Source organism: Arthrobacter sp. PAMC25284 (assembly GCF_019443425.1).
Lineage (GTDB): Bacteria > Actinomycetota > Actinomycetes > Actinomycetales > Micrococcaceae > Arthrobacter > Arthrobacter oryzae_A.
The window spans coordinates 3,447,388-3,463,530 of record NZ_CP080382.1; the positions used below are offsets into that span (position 1 = coordinate 3,447,388).

Consider the following 16,143-nt stretch of genomic DNA (forward strand, 5'->3'; position numbering starts at 1 on the left):
TTCGTCGCCAAGCGGTCCCGCCCGTCCTATCTAATATCACGCCATGGCGGGCTCTCAAAGCGGTCGCCCTTGTAGAACGAAGCATTCAACTACAGCACGGCATCTGATGGTTGTCCTTCCGGCGGTATCAAAATCCCACGAGTCTGTAAGGTTGAAGCCGGCCCTCCGTGCCGCGAGCCTTATCTTCTTTGTCGAGCAAACGTGCATCTTGAATGCTTCTTCCGGCCCGGGATCGCTCAGGACGCGCGACGGCCCACACAAATCACCAAACTCACTGCCAGGTCGGCGCAGGTACGCGTGTATCTGTTGCACAAGCTTGTAGCCGAGGCGGTTATGACGGGATAAAACAAGGAAACCCCCAGGTTTTAGTACACGCGCAGCCTCAAGCAGTGCCTTCTCCCTAGACGATGACGGCAAAATTGACTCGATCATGTGGTAGCCCATAAGTGCTAGGCCGAATTGTGCATCTTGAAAGGGAAGGCGCAGCGCGTCGCCTTGGACGACGTTTGCGTCGCCGTAGCGTTGTCGGTAGATGCGCAGCGGCTCCGCGGCATAGTCAACGCCAGTCAGCCCTCCGCTAACGTTGACCAGCTTTTCGTGAAGCCGCCCGGCTCCACATCCAACGTCCAGCAGAGGGCCAGGGCGTTGCGCTAGCCAATCACAGATGCGGAGTTCGCCGGCAGTGGCAGCATGGGTTAGGTAATCGCGGGCCGTCGCGGGCGAATCATAGAACGCGTGATTAGTCATGCTGCTCCCTCTGGCGACTGTTGAAGCTGATGCGCGAATTCCGCGACAAACTCCTTGCGGCGCTTCTCGATCAAGGCTAAGTTCCTGGGGCCGACACTGTAGAAAGGTAAGTCGGGCCATCGGTCGGTGATGAGTACGTGCACCCCGAGCGCGGCACCGCCAGCCCTTTGCAACGCTCTCGCCAAATGCGCGCTTTCCAAGTCCGCAACGGTCGAGTGACGACGCAATCTATCTGCTGATTCGTAAGTGAAGAGTATGTGAGGCACAGTAACTACACTGTGGACGGCACTACCAGCTAGCGGCATATCGACGTCGTGCCCTACGAGTCTTGCCCGGCCGGGCCGAACAATATCCCCAACGAGCATCGACTCGGTAAGTGACCCTGCATAGCCAAGGAGGTCAATTCGCGGGCTTTTACCCAAGGTGCTGCATAAATCAGCGGCTGCCCCTCCTTGCGGTATCTGGATGACGTATATGTTCTCTCGTCTAATCTGAGGCCACCAACCGGAGCGCTCCACATCCTGCCATCCATGCTGACGGAAGCCCTTGAAGATACCGCCAATTGGCGTCAAAACTACCGTTGCATCAGTAGGCAAGGGACCGGCGATAGTTCTTCTAACGGCCTCGGCAGAGGCTGCGTTCATGAGGCGCGAGCCCTCTCTGTAGCGGCGGGTATGATGCAGCTAGCTTCCACCTGCTCACGCAGCAGCTCTAACTCGACAGAACGGCGTGCCACAATGTCGAGCAGCGAGTCCTCCGTGATATTGCCCAGCCTAAACATGGATGGCTGAATCTTGTACAGCCAAGAGCAGGGACTAACGTCGCCGTTTGGTTCGATGTGGAGAAGTCGATCCTGCGCGGGGCACCCTTGGCGGCCGTTAGTTCCATTGCCCGTCATGTTGTCTTTAACGTTTATTGATTTGCCATAGACCGTCCGAAGGCGACCCACTTCCTCATCGAATTCGCCGGCTCGCTCCGGGCTAAACATGAGTTCGGGATGAGCTATTGCTCGCCCCACCGGTACTACCGAGTGAAAGGACACGTCCTCAACGCCAGCAATGACGAGTTTCTGAACTAGGACCTCCAAGGAGTCAATGGTCAGGGGCGTGACGGTTGAACTGACGCCTACACGAAGACCGGCGGCAACGGCCCTCTCGATACCTCCAAGCGTTCGACTGAATGCCCCTTCCTTCCGCCGAATCACATCATGGTGCGCTGCCGCCCCTCCGTCTAGGCTCACGCTAAGCTTGTGCACCCTGGCTTCTGCCAGCCTTTCAACGGTCGGCTGTTGGAGGGGGTAACCATTTGTCGCAATGTGGACGCGCACCTTCGCTGTGTCGATTTCGGCAACTACGTCGTGGAATCCCCGCATAAGCAACGGCTCACCGCCGGAAAATTGGACCTTGGTCACACCTGCCGGCGCGAGCTGCCTAGCTGTACGCCGCAGCGCAGCTAGCGAGGGCTCGCTCCTTCGATCGGCATCGGGGCCCGGAGGACGTACAACAGTGGTCGCAAAATAGGTTGCAGAAGCGTGTTAGCTCCCATGTCAGCTGTTTACCAACGCTGGGCGGACGAAATCGACACTGATCTTCCATCGCTCACACACTCTCATTCCATAGTTTGGCAGCGAACTCCAAGGGGACACCTGCAAGCGCGGATATGTCAGATATGCCATTCAGTGGGCTACTATCACGCTCAATCACCCGTGAAAAAAAGGCGCTGCAGCAGATGGCCCAGTATGCGCAGCATGCAGCGTACTGCTCGTCAGTAACTAGGGGATAGCCAACTTGAGAGATGGCGGCCAGCATGCTTCGTGCGAGCTCCTGACGCTCGTCCCATTCCAGTTCCAGCAGTGGGTTGCAGGCAAGTCTCGCCACGTCGACGGCCGGTAGTCCCTTTCCGTATGACTCAAAATCTACGAGAACCAGCGTGCCATCACCGTCCGTCAAGATGTTGGCGGGTTGGAAGTCCCCGTGCACGGGGATCCTAGGCAGGGAGGAGACCAAGGACTTCACGCGAGCCGGAGATGGAAGCATCTGCATCGACTGGTGCTCAGATAAGCTCCGGTGTTTGTTCTCAAAGCTGGCATATTCTCCAGGTCTTTCGCGACAGCCGGGTCCCCCGAGAGATTGGATGTAAAGATGGGGAATCTTTGCAAGGTGTTCTCGCAGCTCAGCCCCTTCAAGATCACTCAGCTTCAGAGGCGGCCCAATTTCTGTCACGAAAAACAAAAGGTCCTCGTTTACGTAGGCCAGCTCGGGTGTGAGCGCTTGGCCTGCAAAGTGAACATAGGCCGCTACTTCGTTTTCGAAATCTTCTTTTGCATCGGGCGCGAATCCCTTTGCGAACCACTTCTGATTACCACTGGTGACCACTGCCAACAAATGGTCCCGCCTGTGCGTCTTGAGCAGGTCCGCATTTACGGATACATCGCCAGTCCACATGCTTACCACGTCAGCTATATCCCCGAGCCAAGCACCAAAGGGGACTTGTGCTGGAACGCTCCCGAACGTCATGGCGCAAGTCTGGCATACACCGCTTCCTGTTCCATGCACGCCGAAAGATTTCATCGAATTGTGTCATCGTACTTTGGTGCCTCAGGTCCTGAGGCACAGTCAGCGCTAGGGCAGCGTGATCCAGCGAATCCGCAAGGTGTAAAAGATGCCCTCGGCCTAAACTTTGTCCGCGATGAGATGGACTTTGTATCCCCTGCAAAATCACAAGTTCGCACTGGATGCCGCTCCCTTAACTCGCCAGATATGACCCAATCGGCGATACGTCACGCGGGGCACCGGGTGAACGGCGAGTGACAGGGGGCCGCGTCCACGCAGACGGCGATGGCTGTGACGTCCAATGCACCTCGTAGACCGTTTCGGCGTCGCGAAGGCGCTCTGGGAGATCTGGGACCCGCTTCAGGCGGAGCCGGTCGACACCCGCTGGGCGAGCGACTCCAGAGTGGGATGCTCGAACACCGCGTTCGCGTTGAGCTGCACACCGAGCGTGGCGTCGATGTGCGCCACGACGCGGACGGCCGCGAGCGACTGGCCGCCGATTTCGAAGAAGTCGCTGTCGAGCGACAACTCCTGGACGCCTAGCACATCGCGCCAGATTGCCGCGAGCGCCAGTTCGAGCGGTGAGGATGGCGGTCGCGCGGGCGCCGTGAGCTCTGTAGGGGGCGGCAACAGGTGGCGGTCGAGCTTGCCGGTTCGCCCGCGCGGGTACTCCTCGACACGCACGAACTGCCGCGGCACCATGGCCGGGGGCAGGTGGGCGAGGCAGTGCTCGCGCAGCTCCGCCTGCGGCACGTCCGGCCTGGCGAGCAGGTATGCAACCAGATAGCCGTCGCCCTCGGCGACCGGCCAGAGCACCACCTCCGCGCGCGTGACCGCGGGGTGTGCCTCAATAATTCGGCTGATCTCGGCCGGCTCGATACGGAACCCCCGCAGCGACAGCTGATCGTCCACGCGGCCCAGGATCTCGACGGCGCCCTCCGATGTCATCCGCGCCAAGTCGCCCGTCATCACCGAACGGCCGTCCGACCCGGTGCCGAATCGCTCGGCGGTGAGTCCCGGCTTGCGCCAGTAGCCGGTTGAAACCTGCCGGCCCGAGACGCGCAGCTCGCCTGCCCAGCCGCGCGGGACCACGCGTCCGCGCCGGTCGACCACCTCCAACACGCAGTTGCGCGTGGGGCGGCCCTCGGTGAACGCGGCCGGGTCGGTCACGGTCGTGCTCGCGACCATGCCCGAGGTCTCCGTCATGCCGTAGGCGTTGACGAGGCGGATGCCGGGAAAGCATCGCGAAAACCGGCTGGCGAGCCCAGGGCGCAGCTTCTCACCCGCGACGAGCACCGTGCGCAGGCGCGGAAGATCCGGCGTCTCTCCCGTCTGCTCGCTAGCATATAGCAGGGCGTCGAGGCCCGCCACGGAGAGCTCAGCAACCTCGAGACGCAAGCCGCCGGGCGAGCGCAGCAGGTCGGCGGGGCTCTGCAGCAGACGGCGTGGAAACAAGGTGAGCGGTGCACCAGACAGCAGCGCCGAGAGAACCTCGAGCGGGAACGTGACGAAGTGAGCCGACAGCGTGACGCCGGTGCCGACGCCGGACGCAAGCCCCAGCAGATCGATGCGGTGCCGCGCCTGGTTGTGAAGTCCCGCCCGGCTCAGTACTACGCCCTTCGGCCGGCCCATCGAACCGGACGTGTAGACGAGGGCGGCGGGCGCGTCGTCGTCCGAGTCCGGTAGCTCGGCTTCCGCCGCCCCGGAGGAGCCCTCCGGGCGCTCGACCAGCTCCTCGAGGTGGAGGCGCGGCAGGTCCTCGGGTACGAACGCTAAAGCGGGGCTATCCGCATCGCAGACCAGCAACTGCGCCCCGCTGTTGCGCAGCATGTAGCGGAACCGCTCCGCCGGCTCGTTCGGATCGAGCACCAGCGTCACGACGCCGGACCGCAGAAACGCCAGCCAGGCGACGATCATCATCGGCCCGACCGGCGCGAGCAACGCCACCATACCTCCCGGCGGCACCCGGCCCGCCAGCGCCTGCGCAGCGCAATCGACGGCGGAGGCCAACTGGCCCGCGGTCCACGGCTCGGCAACATCCTCCGCGTCGAGCAGCACGGCGCGTCCAGGGTCATCTTCCAGGGCACGCGCCAGCTCGTGCAGCAGGCTTGTCGCACCTTCGATATGGTCGCCCTCGGCTCTCGAGCCGGCCACGCCGCCGCCCGTGGCGAGGGCGAGGTCGGCGACCGGCATCGCGGGGTCGATCCCCGCCGCGACCAGCACCGACCGCCAGGCAGCGAGCACCGCGGCGACGGCGTCCTCGCGGAACAGCGACGCGTCGTACTGTAGGCGAAGTTCGAGCCCGCCCGGCCCATCGTGCGCGTAGGCCATGAGGTCGTGCAGCGTCTCCTGCACGCGGCGGCTCCCGCGCGTACGCAGCGTGCCGAGCCGGGGCACGCTGGTGCGCGTCGGGTACATCTGGAACGTCACATCGAACAGGGTCGCCATGCCGGAGGGGGCGCCGCCGAGCTCCCGTGCGAGCTCCTCCGGGTCGGCGGTGGGATGCATGAGAAGTGTGAGCACCCCGTCACGCACCTGGCCGAGCACCTCGGCGAAAGTCGTGGTCGAGTCGACGGCGATGCGCACGGGAAGCCCCTCGAATAGCAGGCCGATCATGTCCGCGGTCGCCGGGGTGCTGCGGTCGGCGACGTACACGCCGACGGTGAACTCCTCCGAGCCGGTCCAGCGCTGCAGAACACAGGACAGCGCGGCGAGCAGGAACATGTACTCGCTCGCCGCCCCGGCGGCCGCCTGCCGCGTCAGCCTCGCGCGGTCTTCGGAGCCCACGCCGAGATGCACCGAGCCGGCCGTGCGCCTCGCCGCAGCCGGATCGACGCGGTAGGGCAGTTCCAGCCGCTCGACGCGCGGGGCGAGGTAGGCCGCAAGGGCGGCCGTGTCGGCGTGGATGCGCCGGCCGTTGTTGGCGAGCTGACCCTCGATGTAACCACGGAATTGCGCCTCCGGGTCCCGCGGCAGCGCGCCGTCGGTGTAGGCGCGCGAGAGGGCGCGGAAGAAGACGCCGCCTCCCCACCAGTCCGAGACGATGTGGTGTGTCTGGAACAGCAGCACGTGCCGGTCCGCCGCGGTCTGCACTGCGAGCACCCGCAGCGGCCCCTCCCTAACGAGGTCCATCGGCCGGAGCTGCGCCTCGCGCAGCAGGCGCTGCGCCTCGCGTCCGGGCTCGTCGGTCGCGGAGACATCGTGCACCCGTAGCAGGTCGGCGCCCGACACCGAAACCGGATGCTGGTGGGGCACCCCGCCGGTCTCGCCGAACCGGAAGCGGAGCGAGTCGTGCGCGGCGCAGACCAGCGTGAGCGCGTGCTCCAACCGCGGAAGGTCGAGGGCGCCTTCGACCTCGACGACGCGGTTGATGTTGTAGAACGCGCTTCCCGGCCGCAACAGCTGGTCGGCCCAGATGCGGCCCTGCGCCGGGGTGAGCGGAATGGCCGCGAGCTCAGGTGTTGGCACCGGTCCCACGACTGTCGATGGGGGCAATGGCCGCGGCGAAGTCTCGCAGCACCGGGCGCTCAAACACGAGCTTCACCGAGACTGGCGCGCCGAGCACCTCGGCGACGGCAGCGCACAGCGCCATGGCCTTCAGCGAGTGTCCGCCGAGCTGGAAGAAGTCGCTTGCGCCGTCGACGGACACGCCGAGCGTGCGCTCCCACTGTTCCGCGATTCGCTGCTCCCAAGGCGTGAGCGGCGGGGTTTGCTCCCGGCCGAGGAGCAGGGGTGCGATCGGCGGGAGTCGCCGTACGTCGAGTTTGCCACTCGCGGTGAGCGGGAACGGGTCAGGCTCGAACTGCAGCCGCGGGCGCATGAATTCCGGGAGGCGGCTGCGGAGGGCGTCGTGGAGGTCTGCCGGGCGCAGATCGGAGTCCGCGTGCACATGCGCCCACAGCTCCACCTCGTCGCCAACGGGCCGGACGACGGCGAGCGCGTCACGCACGCGCGGGTGGGCGCGTAGCACCGCAGTCACGTCACCGAGATCCACTCGGTTGCCGCGCACCTTGACCACTGAGTCGAGCCGGCCGCGCATGACGACGCTGCCGTTGGGCCGGCGGATCGCACGGTCGCCCGTGCGGACCATGCGCTCCGCAGGCACCCAGGGGTCGTCGCTGAACGCTGTACTCGCCGCCGCGGTGCCGACATGCCCGAGTGCCACGCTCGGCCCTCCAAAGTAAGCGTGGCCCTCCACGCCGAACGGCACCGGCCGCATCCTCTCATCGAGCAGATACAGTCGGTTGTTGGCCGACGGAAAGCCCTCGGAGACCTCCTGCGTCTCGGCACCGGTCGTGACGAAGCCGCAGCACATGATGCCGGCCGCCTCCGACTGCCCCCACGTGGTGGCGAGGCGCACGCCGGGGAAGCGCCCGAGGACGTCGTTCGCAAGACGCCGCGACAGCTTCTCGCCAGCCGTGATGAGGATGCCGAGCGCGCGAGGTGCGGGCACGTGGGCCGGAAGGCCCGCCAGCAGCGACGGGGTCACCTCGAGGATAGTCACCCGGGCGTCGTCGGCGAACTCGAACAGGGCCTGGGGGCTGCTCGCGGTCGGAGCGTCGCAGACGGCGAGGGTCGCACCCGACAGCAGCGGCACGAGTAGCTGCATCGGCAGGGCGGAGAACGCGACCGAGAGGCTCAGCGCGATCACGCTCTGCGGGGTCACGTCGAAGATCACGCGGCGGTGGTACACCTGGTTCACCACGCCACGGTGGCCGAGCAAGACCGCCTTGGATGGGCCAGTGGTACCTGACGTGCGCACCAGGAACGCGGGTGCATCCCGACCTGGGTCCGCCGCCCGGAAGGTGTTGTCTGCGCCCGCCTGCAACGCCTCCTCGAGCTCGACGACCGGGAACCCCGCCAGTGCGTGCCGTTCGCGCGCCGCCCTGTCGGCCAGAACCACGGTCGCGCCGGCCTCGGTCAGGGCCGCGCGGACGTACTCCGGCGGGGTGTCGCTGTCGAGCAGTAGCACCGCGGCCCCGGTACGCAGCACTCCGAGGTAGGCCGAGGCGATCCGGCCGTCGCGCTCGGCGAGCACGCCGACCACACCACCGGGCGCGACGCGCGACCCTGCCAGTCGTCCCGCGACGCTCTGCACCTGGGTATCCAGCTCGGCGTAGGTCATGCTCGCCGTCGCCCCCGGCCCCGACGGCCAGAGCACGGCGGTGCGAGTTGGATGGTCCGCCGCGGTCGCGCGGAACAGCGCGTCGATCCCGGTGTCGGACGGGTACTCGGTCACCGGGCCGTGCGCGGCCTGAAGCAGCCGCGCGCGCTCGGCCGGGGGAACTACCTCGAGGTCGTCCACGAGCGGGTCGCCGCCGGCCGCGAGCTGACCCAGCAGATGGTTCAGCCCCTGCAGCAGCCGGCGCACGGTCTCGCGCTCGAATAGGGCGGCGTCGTAGTTGAACCAGAGGTCGAGTCCGGTATCCGACACTGCGGCGTACAGCATGAGGTCGTACTTGGCGCCCACGAAGACCCGGTGCTGCTCCGCCTCGAGCCCATTGAAGGCGAGTCGGCCGGGCGAACGCCGGTACATCTGCATGGTGACGTTGAACGGCGGCTCAGTCGGCGTCGCGAGGTTCACCCTGCGCCGCGCCGCGTCCGCGACCCCGTCGCCGGCGTACTGGAGCGCGTCGATGAGCTGCGCACGCACCGACGCGACCACCTGAGAGAACGCTGTCCCGGGGGAGAGCCGCGCGACCACAGGGACCTCGTCGAAGAGCAGGCCCACCATGTTTTCCAGTTCGCTCCGGTGCCGCACCGCCGCGAAGGTGCCCACGTTCGTCACGTCGTGGCCGGTGATCCGGTGGAGGTAGCAGTGGAATGCGGCCAGCAGGACAGCGAACAGCGTGGTGCGGTACCCGCCCGCGTTCTCGCGCAATCCGGTCAGCGTCCGCCGCGCACAGGTGAGGCCCTCGACGGCACTAGAGCCGCGGCTCGTCGCCGAGCCGGCGGCGTCCCAGGGCAGCGCGAGCCGGGTTGGCGCGCCGTCGAGGATCGAAGCCCAATGGTCGACGGCGGCGTGGCGCCCTTCGGCCGACCCCTCGGCGAGCGCGCTCTCGGCGACCGCGTACTCGCCGTACGTCAGTTCCAGTTCGGGCAGCTGCGCCGCCCGCTCCTCGACCCGCGCGTTGTAGAGCTCGGTCAGGTCGCGCCCGATGATGTCCATCGAGATCATGTCGGACATCATGTGGTGCACGCAGACAATCAGCAGGTGCCGGGCACCGCCGAGGCGCAGCAGCCGCACCCGCAGCGCGGGTTCGGCGGCCAGGTTGATACCCGTGCGGGATGCGGCGTCCACTTCGCGATGCTCCGCCTGCAGTGCGTCGGTGCCGGTCAATGCCGAAAGGTCGCCGACCGAATACGCCGACCAGGCATCGATCACTACCTGTTCGGGCAGGCCCTTGGCCGTGTCAACCCGCGAGCGCAGCGCCGGATGGCGCTGGGCAAGGTCGTGCACCGAGCGCTCCAGCGCGTCCGCGTCGAGCGGGGCCCGCGTAGTGTGAATGCCACGGTGATCTGGTAGACGGCTTCCTGGCCGCGGAGCTGTTGCGCGATCCACATGCGCCGTTGGCGCGGCGTGAGGGGAAAACGTGTCACGGCACCTCCACGTCGGCGGCGGCAGGCCGTCCCTCGACGGGGATGGAGCCGTCGCGCCTCCTGAACAGCGACACAACCAAGCTGACTACGGCACTGATCACGACCGGCAGCAGCACTCCGAAGGTCTGCAGCGTGCTGAGCTGCAGCGTGCTGCCGAGAATGAACACCGGCAGGCCGACTACCATGCCGCTCGTGATTCCGGCGAGAGCGCCGGCGTTGGTGAGCCGCGGCCAGAACAGCATGAGCAGGGTGGGCACCATGAAGGCGGCGCGGATCGATCCAACCAGCAGCAGCAGGTACAAGACCTGCACGTTGGGGATGAGCGCGACGCCGAGACCGATCAGCACGATCACGATCATGGTGATCCGGCTCGCGCGGGCTACTTGCACGTCGGAGGCATCAAGCCGGATCCAACCCTTATAGAGGTCCACGCCGCCGACGGAACCCGCCGCCGAGAGCGCGGAGGCGCCCGCAGCCGCAAGCGCGAACACCACGGCGAAGGCGAAGACCGCGACGCCGACCCCGGGTAGGTACGCTGCGACCGCGTGGAATCCAGAGAGCTGGGTGTTGGTGATGTCACCGGGCGCGAGGCCGCCCGCGGCGACGAACCCGGGGATGCCGAGCACGATCGGCACGGCCGCGAACAGCAGGGCTCCCCAGAGGAAGGTGCGCCGCACCGTGGCCTGCCGCATCGAGAACGCCCGCTGCCACTGCTGCTGATCGACCGTGATGCCCGAGAGCAGCGAGATCGAGATCGGGATGCCGAAGGTCCAGATCAGTGCGGGGTCGAGTGGGTTCACCGTGCCGGCAAGCCCGCCGAGGCCGTCGCCGAGGGCGCCGTGCGAACTCGCGATCAGCGGCACGATGAGGATCGCGAGCACGGCGATCATGCCAGCCTTGGCGACGTCGACCGTGATGCTCGACCGGATGCCCCGTGTCGTGGCGATGGCCGCGAACAATGCCGCGACCACGATCAGCAGCGGCACCCGGTCCATGCCGGTGAGCAGCTGAAGCAGCAACAGGCAGGCGGTGAACTGGACGATCACCGCGTAGGTCTGCACTATGAACTCGACGCCCATATATATCCGGTGTGCCGTGGTGCCGAGCCGATGCCGGGTGAACTCGGGCAGTGTATAGCCTTGGGGCAGCATTGTGCGGGCGCGGTGGGCGATGAACGCGAAGAGTACGAGCGCGAGCGCGTTGGGCAGGGCAAACCAGAACAGCCCCGCCACGCCGCTCTCGTAGGCCTTCTGCGAGGACACGAACAAGGCCGGCGCCCACACCCAGGCAGCGGCCACCGACAGCCCGCCGGTCAGCACGCCCACCGACCGGTCCGCCACCAGCACTTGGTCCTTGGTGCCGCGGAATCGGCGGACGACGATGAACAGCAGCACGACTATGACAACACTTGCCGCGAGGACGACCCACGGTCCGGATACGCTCATCTAAAGCTCTTTCTCTCGTAAACTGTCGGGTACCTGCGTCAGGAGACTAGCGTCGGTAGGCGTCGAGTGGGCTCCCCGAACCGCCCAGGATGAACTCCTCCGACGGGGCCCGCGACTCGCCCACGAGGAAGCGCTCCACCTCCGACATCCGAGCACGCACCACCTCGGACTGGCGCCGGTAGTCGGCCGGGGCGAGCCAGCGGTACCCGTAGGCGATCATGAGCGACTTGCGCACCCGTCCCGACAGATTCCAGCCGCCGGCGTGCATAGTACGGTTCTCGAACAGCAGGCAGTCGCCCGCCCGCATCTCCGGCTCGACAGCGCCTGCTGGGTCCTCACCCGGCGCGAGCCTGGGGCGGGTCGTGAAAAGGTTGCTGCCGGGCAGGAATACGGTGCCCCCGGAATCCTTCCCGGCCAGGTCGGCGAGGCAGAACGCGGCCTTGATCTGCAGCATCGGGGTGTGAGCGAAACCGAGATCCGTGTTGACGTGCGAGATGTCGCGGTGCCACGACGGGATGCGCTCCTGGCCTGGTGCGGGGGGCTCGTCAGCGTTGCGGTAGATCAGGTGCGACGTGATGATGCGCAGGTTGGTGCCCATCAGGCGCACGATCGCCGGCAGCACGCGGGGGTGCGAGATGAGCCGCCGTGCCTCGTCCGATCCGGCGATCGTGTTGCGGATGCTGTCCCAGGTGCCGTCCCCCTGCTGCTGACGGCTCGGCGTTGTCGGGTCGGCGATTAGGCGGTCGCACTCTTCGACGAGGCGCGCAACCTCGTCCTCGTCGAGCACGCCGCGCAGCACCAGGATGCCCTGCTGCTCGAAGTCGGCGACCTCGGCATCGGTGAGCGCAGGCGTGGCGGTCCGGTCTGTGGTCATGGCAGGGCCTTTCGACTGGCGTGGAAGAGGTCGGCGATCACGTCGATCGCGTCGCCGACCACGGCGGGGTCGCGCGAGAACACCGGGAGGATTATCGATCGACGGCAGAACTCGGTGGCGTTCGGCAGATCGCGATCGGTGTAGAGCGGCCGCGCCGGGTCGAGCCGAGAGATCGGGCTGTCGATCTGCTTCCGGTAGATCGTCTTGCGGCTGAGCGGTCCGCCGCGGTCGAGCCCGACCGGCGCCCCAGCGCGGCGCAGGGTCGCGACGACGTCGACGAGGGCGGCGCCATCCGCACCCTCCGGCTCAAACCGGGCGCGGAACGCGTAGTAGCTCGTGCGGTGGGCGGCCGGAGGCTCAGGGAAGGAGAGGTACGGCACGTCGCGCAGCGCCTCGCGCAGCCGCGCCGCGTTCTCCTCCCGGTTGCGCAGCACGCGATCGAGGCGCCGCAGCTGGCTGAGCGCCAGCACGGCGGCAAGGGGGTGTATGCGGTTCTGTAGGCCCCCGAGCCCGGTCTGCTGCAGCGACTCGTCGTTGGGCGGGCCGGGACGCTCGAATCCGTAATGGCCGACCAGTAGCATTGCAGCGTGCAGCGCGGCGTCGTCGGTGAAGCAAAGCCCGCCCTCCCCGCCCGGCACGAGCTTCTTGCTCTGCATGCTGAACACCGAGACGGTGCCGAATCCGCCCACGGGAATCCCGTCGACGGACGCTCCGTGAGCGTGCGAGCAGTCCTCGATGAGCGGGATCCCGCGCGACCGCGCGAGCTCGGCGATGCGGCCGATGTCGGCGCAGGGCACACCCCAGTTGTGGTTGAGCCCGATCGCCTGCACATCGGGATGGGCGTCGAGCGTGCGCAGAACCTCCTCGTAGCGGAGGTTCCCCGTCACCGGATCGACGTCCATCAGGATCGGATGCGCGCCTAAGTCGAGCGCAGGCGTCACGGTGGCGTGGAAGGTGTAGCCGATGGCGGCAACTAGCACGCCGGGTCCCACCCCGACTGCGCGGTACGCAGCGTGCAGCCCGTTGGTCGCGCTGTTGACCGTGAGCCCGTAGGAGCGCCGCAGCCCGAGACGCCGCTGAAACTCTTTGAGCAGCTCGCCGCTGACCCCTTGGCCGGGGTCGATGACCGACATCGGTCCCGACCGGATGTACTCGGTGAGGGCGAGCTCGTCCTCGGCGGTGATGATAGGCCATCGCGACAGCCGGGCGCAGAGCCGGCGGAAGGCGGCGGGGTCGCGCTCGGCGAGCTCGCGCAAGCGGATCGGCTGCAGCTCTGCTGGGCCGACGTCGCGCGGCGGGCGTGCCAGTTCGTCGTCGAGGGGCTTAGTCGCGCTGCGCGCCGAGATCATGACCGCGCACCCCCCTACCTGGTCCTCGGGTCGGACTAGTGGGAAGCTTAGCTGTTCCGCGGAAAGTTTGGAAAGGGCGGGTGACCATGACCATCGTGCACTGGGCGGTCGCCGCGCCGCCTGATGAGGCGGAGCTCGCGCTGCTGACGGCCGCGGAACTGCGACGCCTGTCGAGGTTGCGTATGACGGGTGACCGCGCCCGGTTCGCCACTGCGACGGTGCTGACCAAGCGTGCCGTCGCCGCCGAGCTCGGCATAGAGCCGCGGTCTGTCGAGCTCGACCGCCGCTGCGAACACTGCGGGGCCGACCACGGCAGGCCGCGCGTGCCCGGCAGCGGCCTGCACCTGTCGATCGCGCACGCCGGCGATGTGGCTGGCGTCGCGATCACTCGGGCGGGCCGCATTGGGCTCGACGTAGAACCGGAGGCCGGGGGCGGCGTGCGCGACGTAGCCGCCCAGCTGCTGGGCGATGGCGAGCGCGCCGCGACCCCAGCCGACTTGCTCCGCTACTGGGTGCGAAAAGAGGCGCTGGTCAAGGCCACCGGCGACGGCATCGGGATCGGCCTGCGGGATGTCGTCGTGTCCGCGCCGCAGGAGCCGCCGCGTCTGATCTCCTACCTGGGCCGCCACCTTCGTGCGCGCACGGTCGACCTGGCGTGCCGCGCGGGGTACCTGGCAAGCGTCGCCGTGCTCACCGATCACGAGGTGCTTGTCCGAGAAGAGTGGAGCACCCGCTAGGACGCTGCCGATTTTCTCGTCAGAAGCCATTCAGGACACCGACGGGGAACGCTAGGGATACCCCGACCTGTAAGGCGGGGGTCGTCGGTTCGAATCCGACAGGGGGCCCCACGAACCCCTCCACTCCGGTGATTTTGCCCGGGACGGAGGGGTTTTTCATGCCTAAAAAGTCGGCACGACACGCTTACGACACGCTTTCAGGAAGACGGGATAGGCCCGTCGGCTCTCGGGGCCGCATAGGAAAGCCATGCAGACAGGCAGAAAGACCTTGGGACCGGCAATGGACCAGGGCAACGCAGTGCAGCTCATGACCACCGAGGAAGTGGCCCTCTGGCTGCGGGTGGCCCCCAAGACCCTCAGGAACTGGCGCTCCGCTGGGATCGGGCCGATGGCCCTGAAACTCCACAGCGTGGTTCGCTATGACCGCGCCGCAGTTGAGGCCTGGATCGGCGAGACTTCGAAGGCGGCAGCCTGATGGGGCGGTCAAGCCTGCCGGTGGGGGCATGGGGAACGGTCAGCGCCAAGAAAGACGAGACGTCAGGAAAATGGCGTGCCACCTGCAGATTCCGTGGGTGGGACGGTGTTACGCGGACCTACAGCAAGTTCGGGTCGACCAAAGGGAAGGCAGAGACCGCACTGCTGGCGTCCATGACGCAGCGCCAGCAGGAGAAAGGACGCTTGTCCAACAATCCCTCCCTGAAGGACGTGGCAGAGAAATGGCTGTCAAGCATCGAAGTTCCTCAGGTGGTCGTCGACGAAAACGGGAACATGGTCCCAGTCGACGGTACGGAGGAAATCCGGCGGCAGACGTGGGACCAGTACGAGAGCATCGTCCACCGCCTTATCGAACCGAACCTCGGCGCGCTGAAGATCAAGGAAATCACGACGTCGACATGTGACCGCTTCCTGCGTTCTCTGGTGGTGGATGGAAAAGGGCGCACGAATGCCCGTCTGGCGAAAACGGTGCTCAAGCAGATCATGTCCTATGCCGTCCGCCACGACCTCTACATCTGGGGCAATCCCGTGGTTGAAGTAGATCGCCTCAGAAAGCCCCGTAAGGAGCCCCAGGGGCTCAGTGAGACGACGCTGGAGGAAGTCCGCAAGGCAGTGCGGAATTGGGGGCTGGAACCGGGGCGCTCCGGTCCGCGGCCGACCAGCATTCTGGCAGACATTGTGGACGTGCTGCTCGGCACGGGTGCGCGCATCGGAGAGGTCCTTGCGATCCGTCTGGAAGACATCGATCTGTCAGGTGACGTCGGAAAGGTCGCCATCACTGGCACGTTGGTGGAACCGCGGCACGGGCCCAAGTACCGGCAGGACCTCTTGAAGAACCCCGGCAGCGAACGGATCATCCCGGTGCCAGGGTTCGTCGTGGACGTGCTCGTGCGCAGGATCTCGGAATCGCTGGCAAACAATGCGGCTGGCGCGCTGTTCTGGTCCAGGCGCGGAACCTACATGCAGGGGTCCAGCGTAAGGAGGCAACTGCGCGCCGCCCTGGACGCTGCTGGCATTGAGAACGCCCAACTCATTACGCCGCACGCATTCAGGCGTACCGTGGCGACCCTCCTCGCCAGGGAGGTGGAGGACAAAGCCGCGGCCTCCATGCTGGGCCATGCCGACTTGACGATGACGCACGCTGCGTACATTCAACGGCTCAATGAGGTTGATGACCACACAGCGGTCCTGGACGGTCTTGCGCCGAAGCCCCTGTCCTAGGCGATCTGTGTCGTCTGGCCGCCCCGTGTGAAATGAGACCCGCACGGATGAAGCCTGCTGTGCGCTGGAGTGAGTCGTCAACCGGTTTGGCGGCTCATTCCAGCGTTTGCGGGCGGCTGGTCG

At 66.4% G+C, this 16,143-nt stretch carries 11 protein-coding genes; 3 read left to right on the forward strand and 8 right to left on the reverse strand.

Translation table 11 applies throughout. The features are described from left to right. Positions 1-54: 54 nt before the first annotated feature. The 8 genes from KY499_RS18840 to KY499_RS16050 form a co-directional block, all read right to left on the reverse strand. On the reverse strand, positions 55-867 hold the full coding sequence (locus KY499_RS18840) for a class I SAM-dependent methyltransferase (protein WP_375141099.1): 813 nt from the start codon (positions 865-867) through the stop codon (positions 55-57). Positions 868-1,387: 520 nt separating this feature from the next. Beyond that, entirely contained in the window at positions 1,388-2,194 is an 807-nt protein-coding gene (locus KY499_RS16020) for a radical SAM protein (protein ID WP_258191114.1), read from the reverse strand. 151 nt (positions 2,195-2,345) lie between these two features. Next, positions 2,346-3,263 carry a phosphotransferase gene (locus tag KY499_RS16025; RefSeq protein WP_219885811.1) on the reverse strand — a complete coding sequence of 306 codons (918 nt, stop codon included), beginning with the start codon at positions 3,261-3,263 and terminating at the stop codon, positions 2,346-2,348. 396 nt (positions 3,264-3,659) lie between these two features. Beyond that, positions 3,660-6,767 (reverse strand): condensation domain-containing protein, encoded by a 3,108-nt coding sequence (locus KY499_RS16030; protein WP_219885812.1) that lies wholly within the window; start codon positions 6,765-6,767, stop codon positions 3,660-3,662. Then, complete coding sequence (locus tag KY499_RS16035; RefSeq protein ID WP_219885813.1) at positions 6,754-9,759, reverse strand: AMP-binding protein; 3,006 nt, start codon at positions 9,757-9,759, stop codon at positions 6,754-6,756. Before KY499_RS16035 ends, KY499_RS16030 begins: the two co-directional genes overlap by 14 nt. A gap of 136 nt (positions 9,760-9,895) precedes the next feature. Then, entirely contained in the window at positions 9,896-11,344 is a 1,449-nt protein-coding gene (locus KY499_RS16040) for a sodium:solute symporter (RefSeq protein WP_219885814.1), read from the reverse strand. 46 nt (positions 11,345-11,390) lie between these two features. Continuing rightward, positions 11,391-12,218 (reverse strand): phytanoyl-CoA dioxygenase family protein, encoded by an 828-nt coding sequence (locus tag KY499_RS16045; RefSeq protein WP_219885815.1) that lies wholly within the window; start codon positions 12,216-12,218, stop codon positions 11,391-11,393. Then, a complete protein-coding gene (locus KY499_RS16050; RefSeq protein ID WP_219885816.1) occupies positions 12,215-13,567 on the reverse strand; it encodes a DegT/DnrJ/EryC1/StrS aminotransferase family protein in 1,353 nt (450 codons plus the stop codon). Before KY499_RS16050 ends, KY499_RS16045 begins: the two co-directional genes overlap by 4 nt. Positions 13,568-13,653: 86 nt before the next feature. Between KY499_RS16050 and KY499_RS16055 the strand changes: the two genes are divergently transcribed. The 3 genes from KY499_RS16055 to KY499_RS16065 all read left to right on the forward strand — a co-directional run bounded on the left by KY499_RS16055 (position 13,654) and on the right by KY499_RS16065 (position 16,020). Next, on the forward strand, positions 13,654-14,304 hold the full coding sequence (locus KY499_RS16055) for a 4'-phosphopantetheinyl transferase superfamily protein (RefSeq protein WP_258191115.1): 651 nt from the start codon (positions 13,654-13,656) through the stop codon (positions 14,302-14,304). A gap of 247 nt (positions 14,305-14,551) precedes the next feature. Then, the gene (locus KY499_RS16060; RefSeq protein ID WP_219885818.1) at positions 14,552-14,779 is read left to right on the forward strand and encodes a helix-turn-helix domain-containing protein; all 228 of its coding nucleotides are present in this window, start codon (positions 14,552-14,554) and stop codon (positions 14,777-14,779) included. Positions 14,780-14,952: 173 nt separating this feature from the next. Next, complete coding sequence (locus KY499_RS16065; protein WP_258190830.1) at positions 14,953-16,020, forward strand: site-specific integrase; 1,068 nt, start codon at positions 14,953-14,955, stop codon at positions 16,018-16,020. The last annotated feature ends 123 nt before the right edge of the window (positions 16,021-16,143 follow it).

Bases quoted from the DNA above. Each gene is read 5' to 3' on its own strand.
- KY499_RS18840 (WP_375141099.1), bottom strand. From the start codon at position 867: ATGGCCCGACTTACCTTTCTACAGTGTCGGCCCCAGGAACTTAGCCTT.
- KY499_RS16025 (WP_219885811.1), bottom strand. From the start codon at position 3,263: ATGACGTTCGGGAGCGTTCCAGCACAAGTCCCCTTTGGTGCTTGGCTC.
- KY499_RS16040 (WP_219885814.1), bottom strand. From the start codon at position 11,344: ATGAGCGTATCCGGACCGTGGGTCGTCCTCGCGGCAAGTGTTGTCATA.
- KY499_RS16045 (WP_219885815.1), bottom strand. From the start codon at position 12,218: ATGACCACAGACCGGACCGCCACGCCTGCGCTCACCGATGCCGAGGTC.
- KY499_RS16050 (WP_219885816.1), bottom strand. From the start codon at position 13,567: ATGATCTCGGCGCGCAGCGCGACTAAGCCCCTCGACGACGAACTGGCA.
- KY499_RS16055 (WP_258191115.1), top strand. From the start codon at position 13,654: ATGACCATCGTGCACTGGGCGGTCGCCGCGCCGCCTGATGAGGCGGAG.
- KY499_RS16060 (WP_219885818.1), top strand. From the start codon at position 14,552: ATGCAGACAGGCAGAAAGACCTTGGGACCGGCAATGGACCAGGGCAAC.
- KY499_RS16065 (WP_258190830.1), top strand. From the start codon at position 14,953: ATGACGCAGCGCCAGCAGGAGAAAGGACGCTTGTCCAACAATCCCTCC.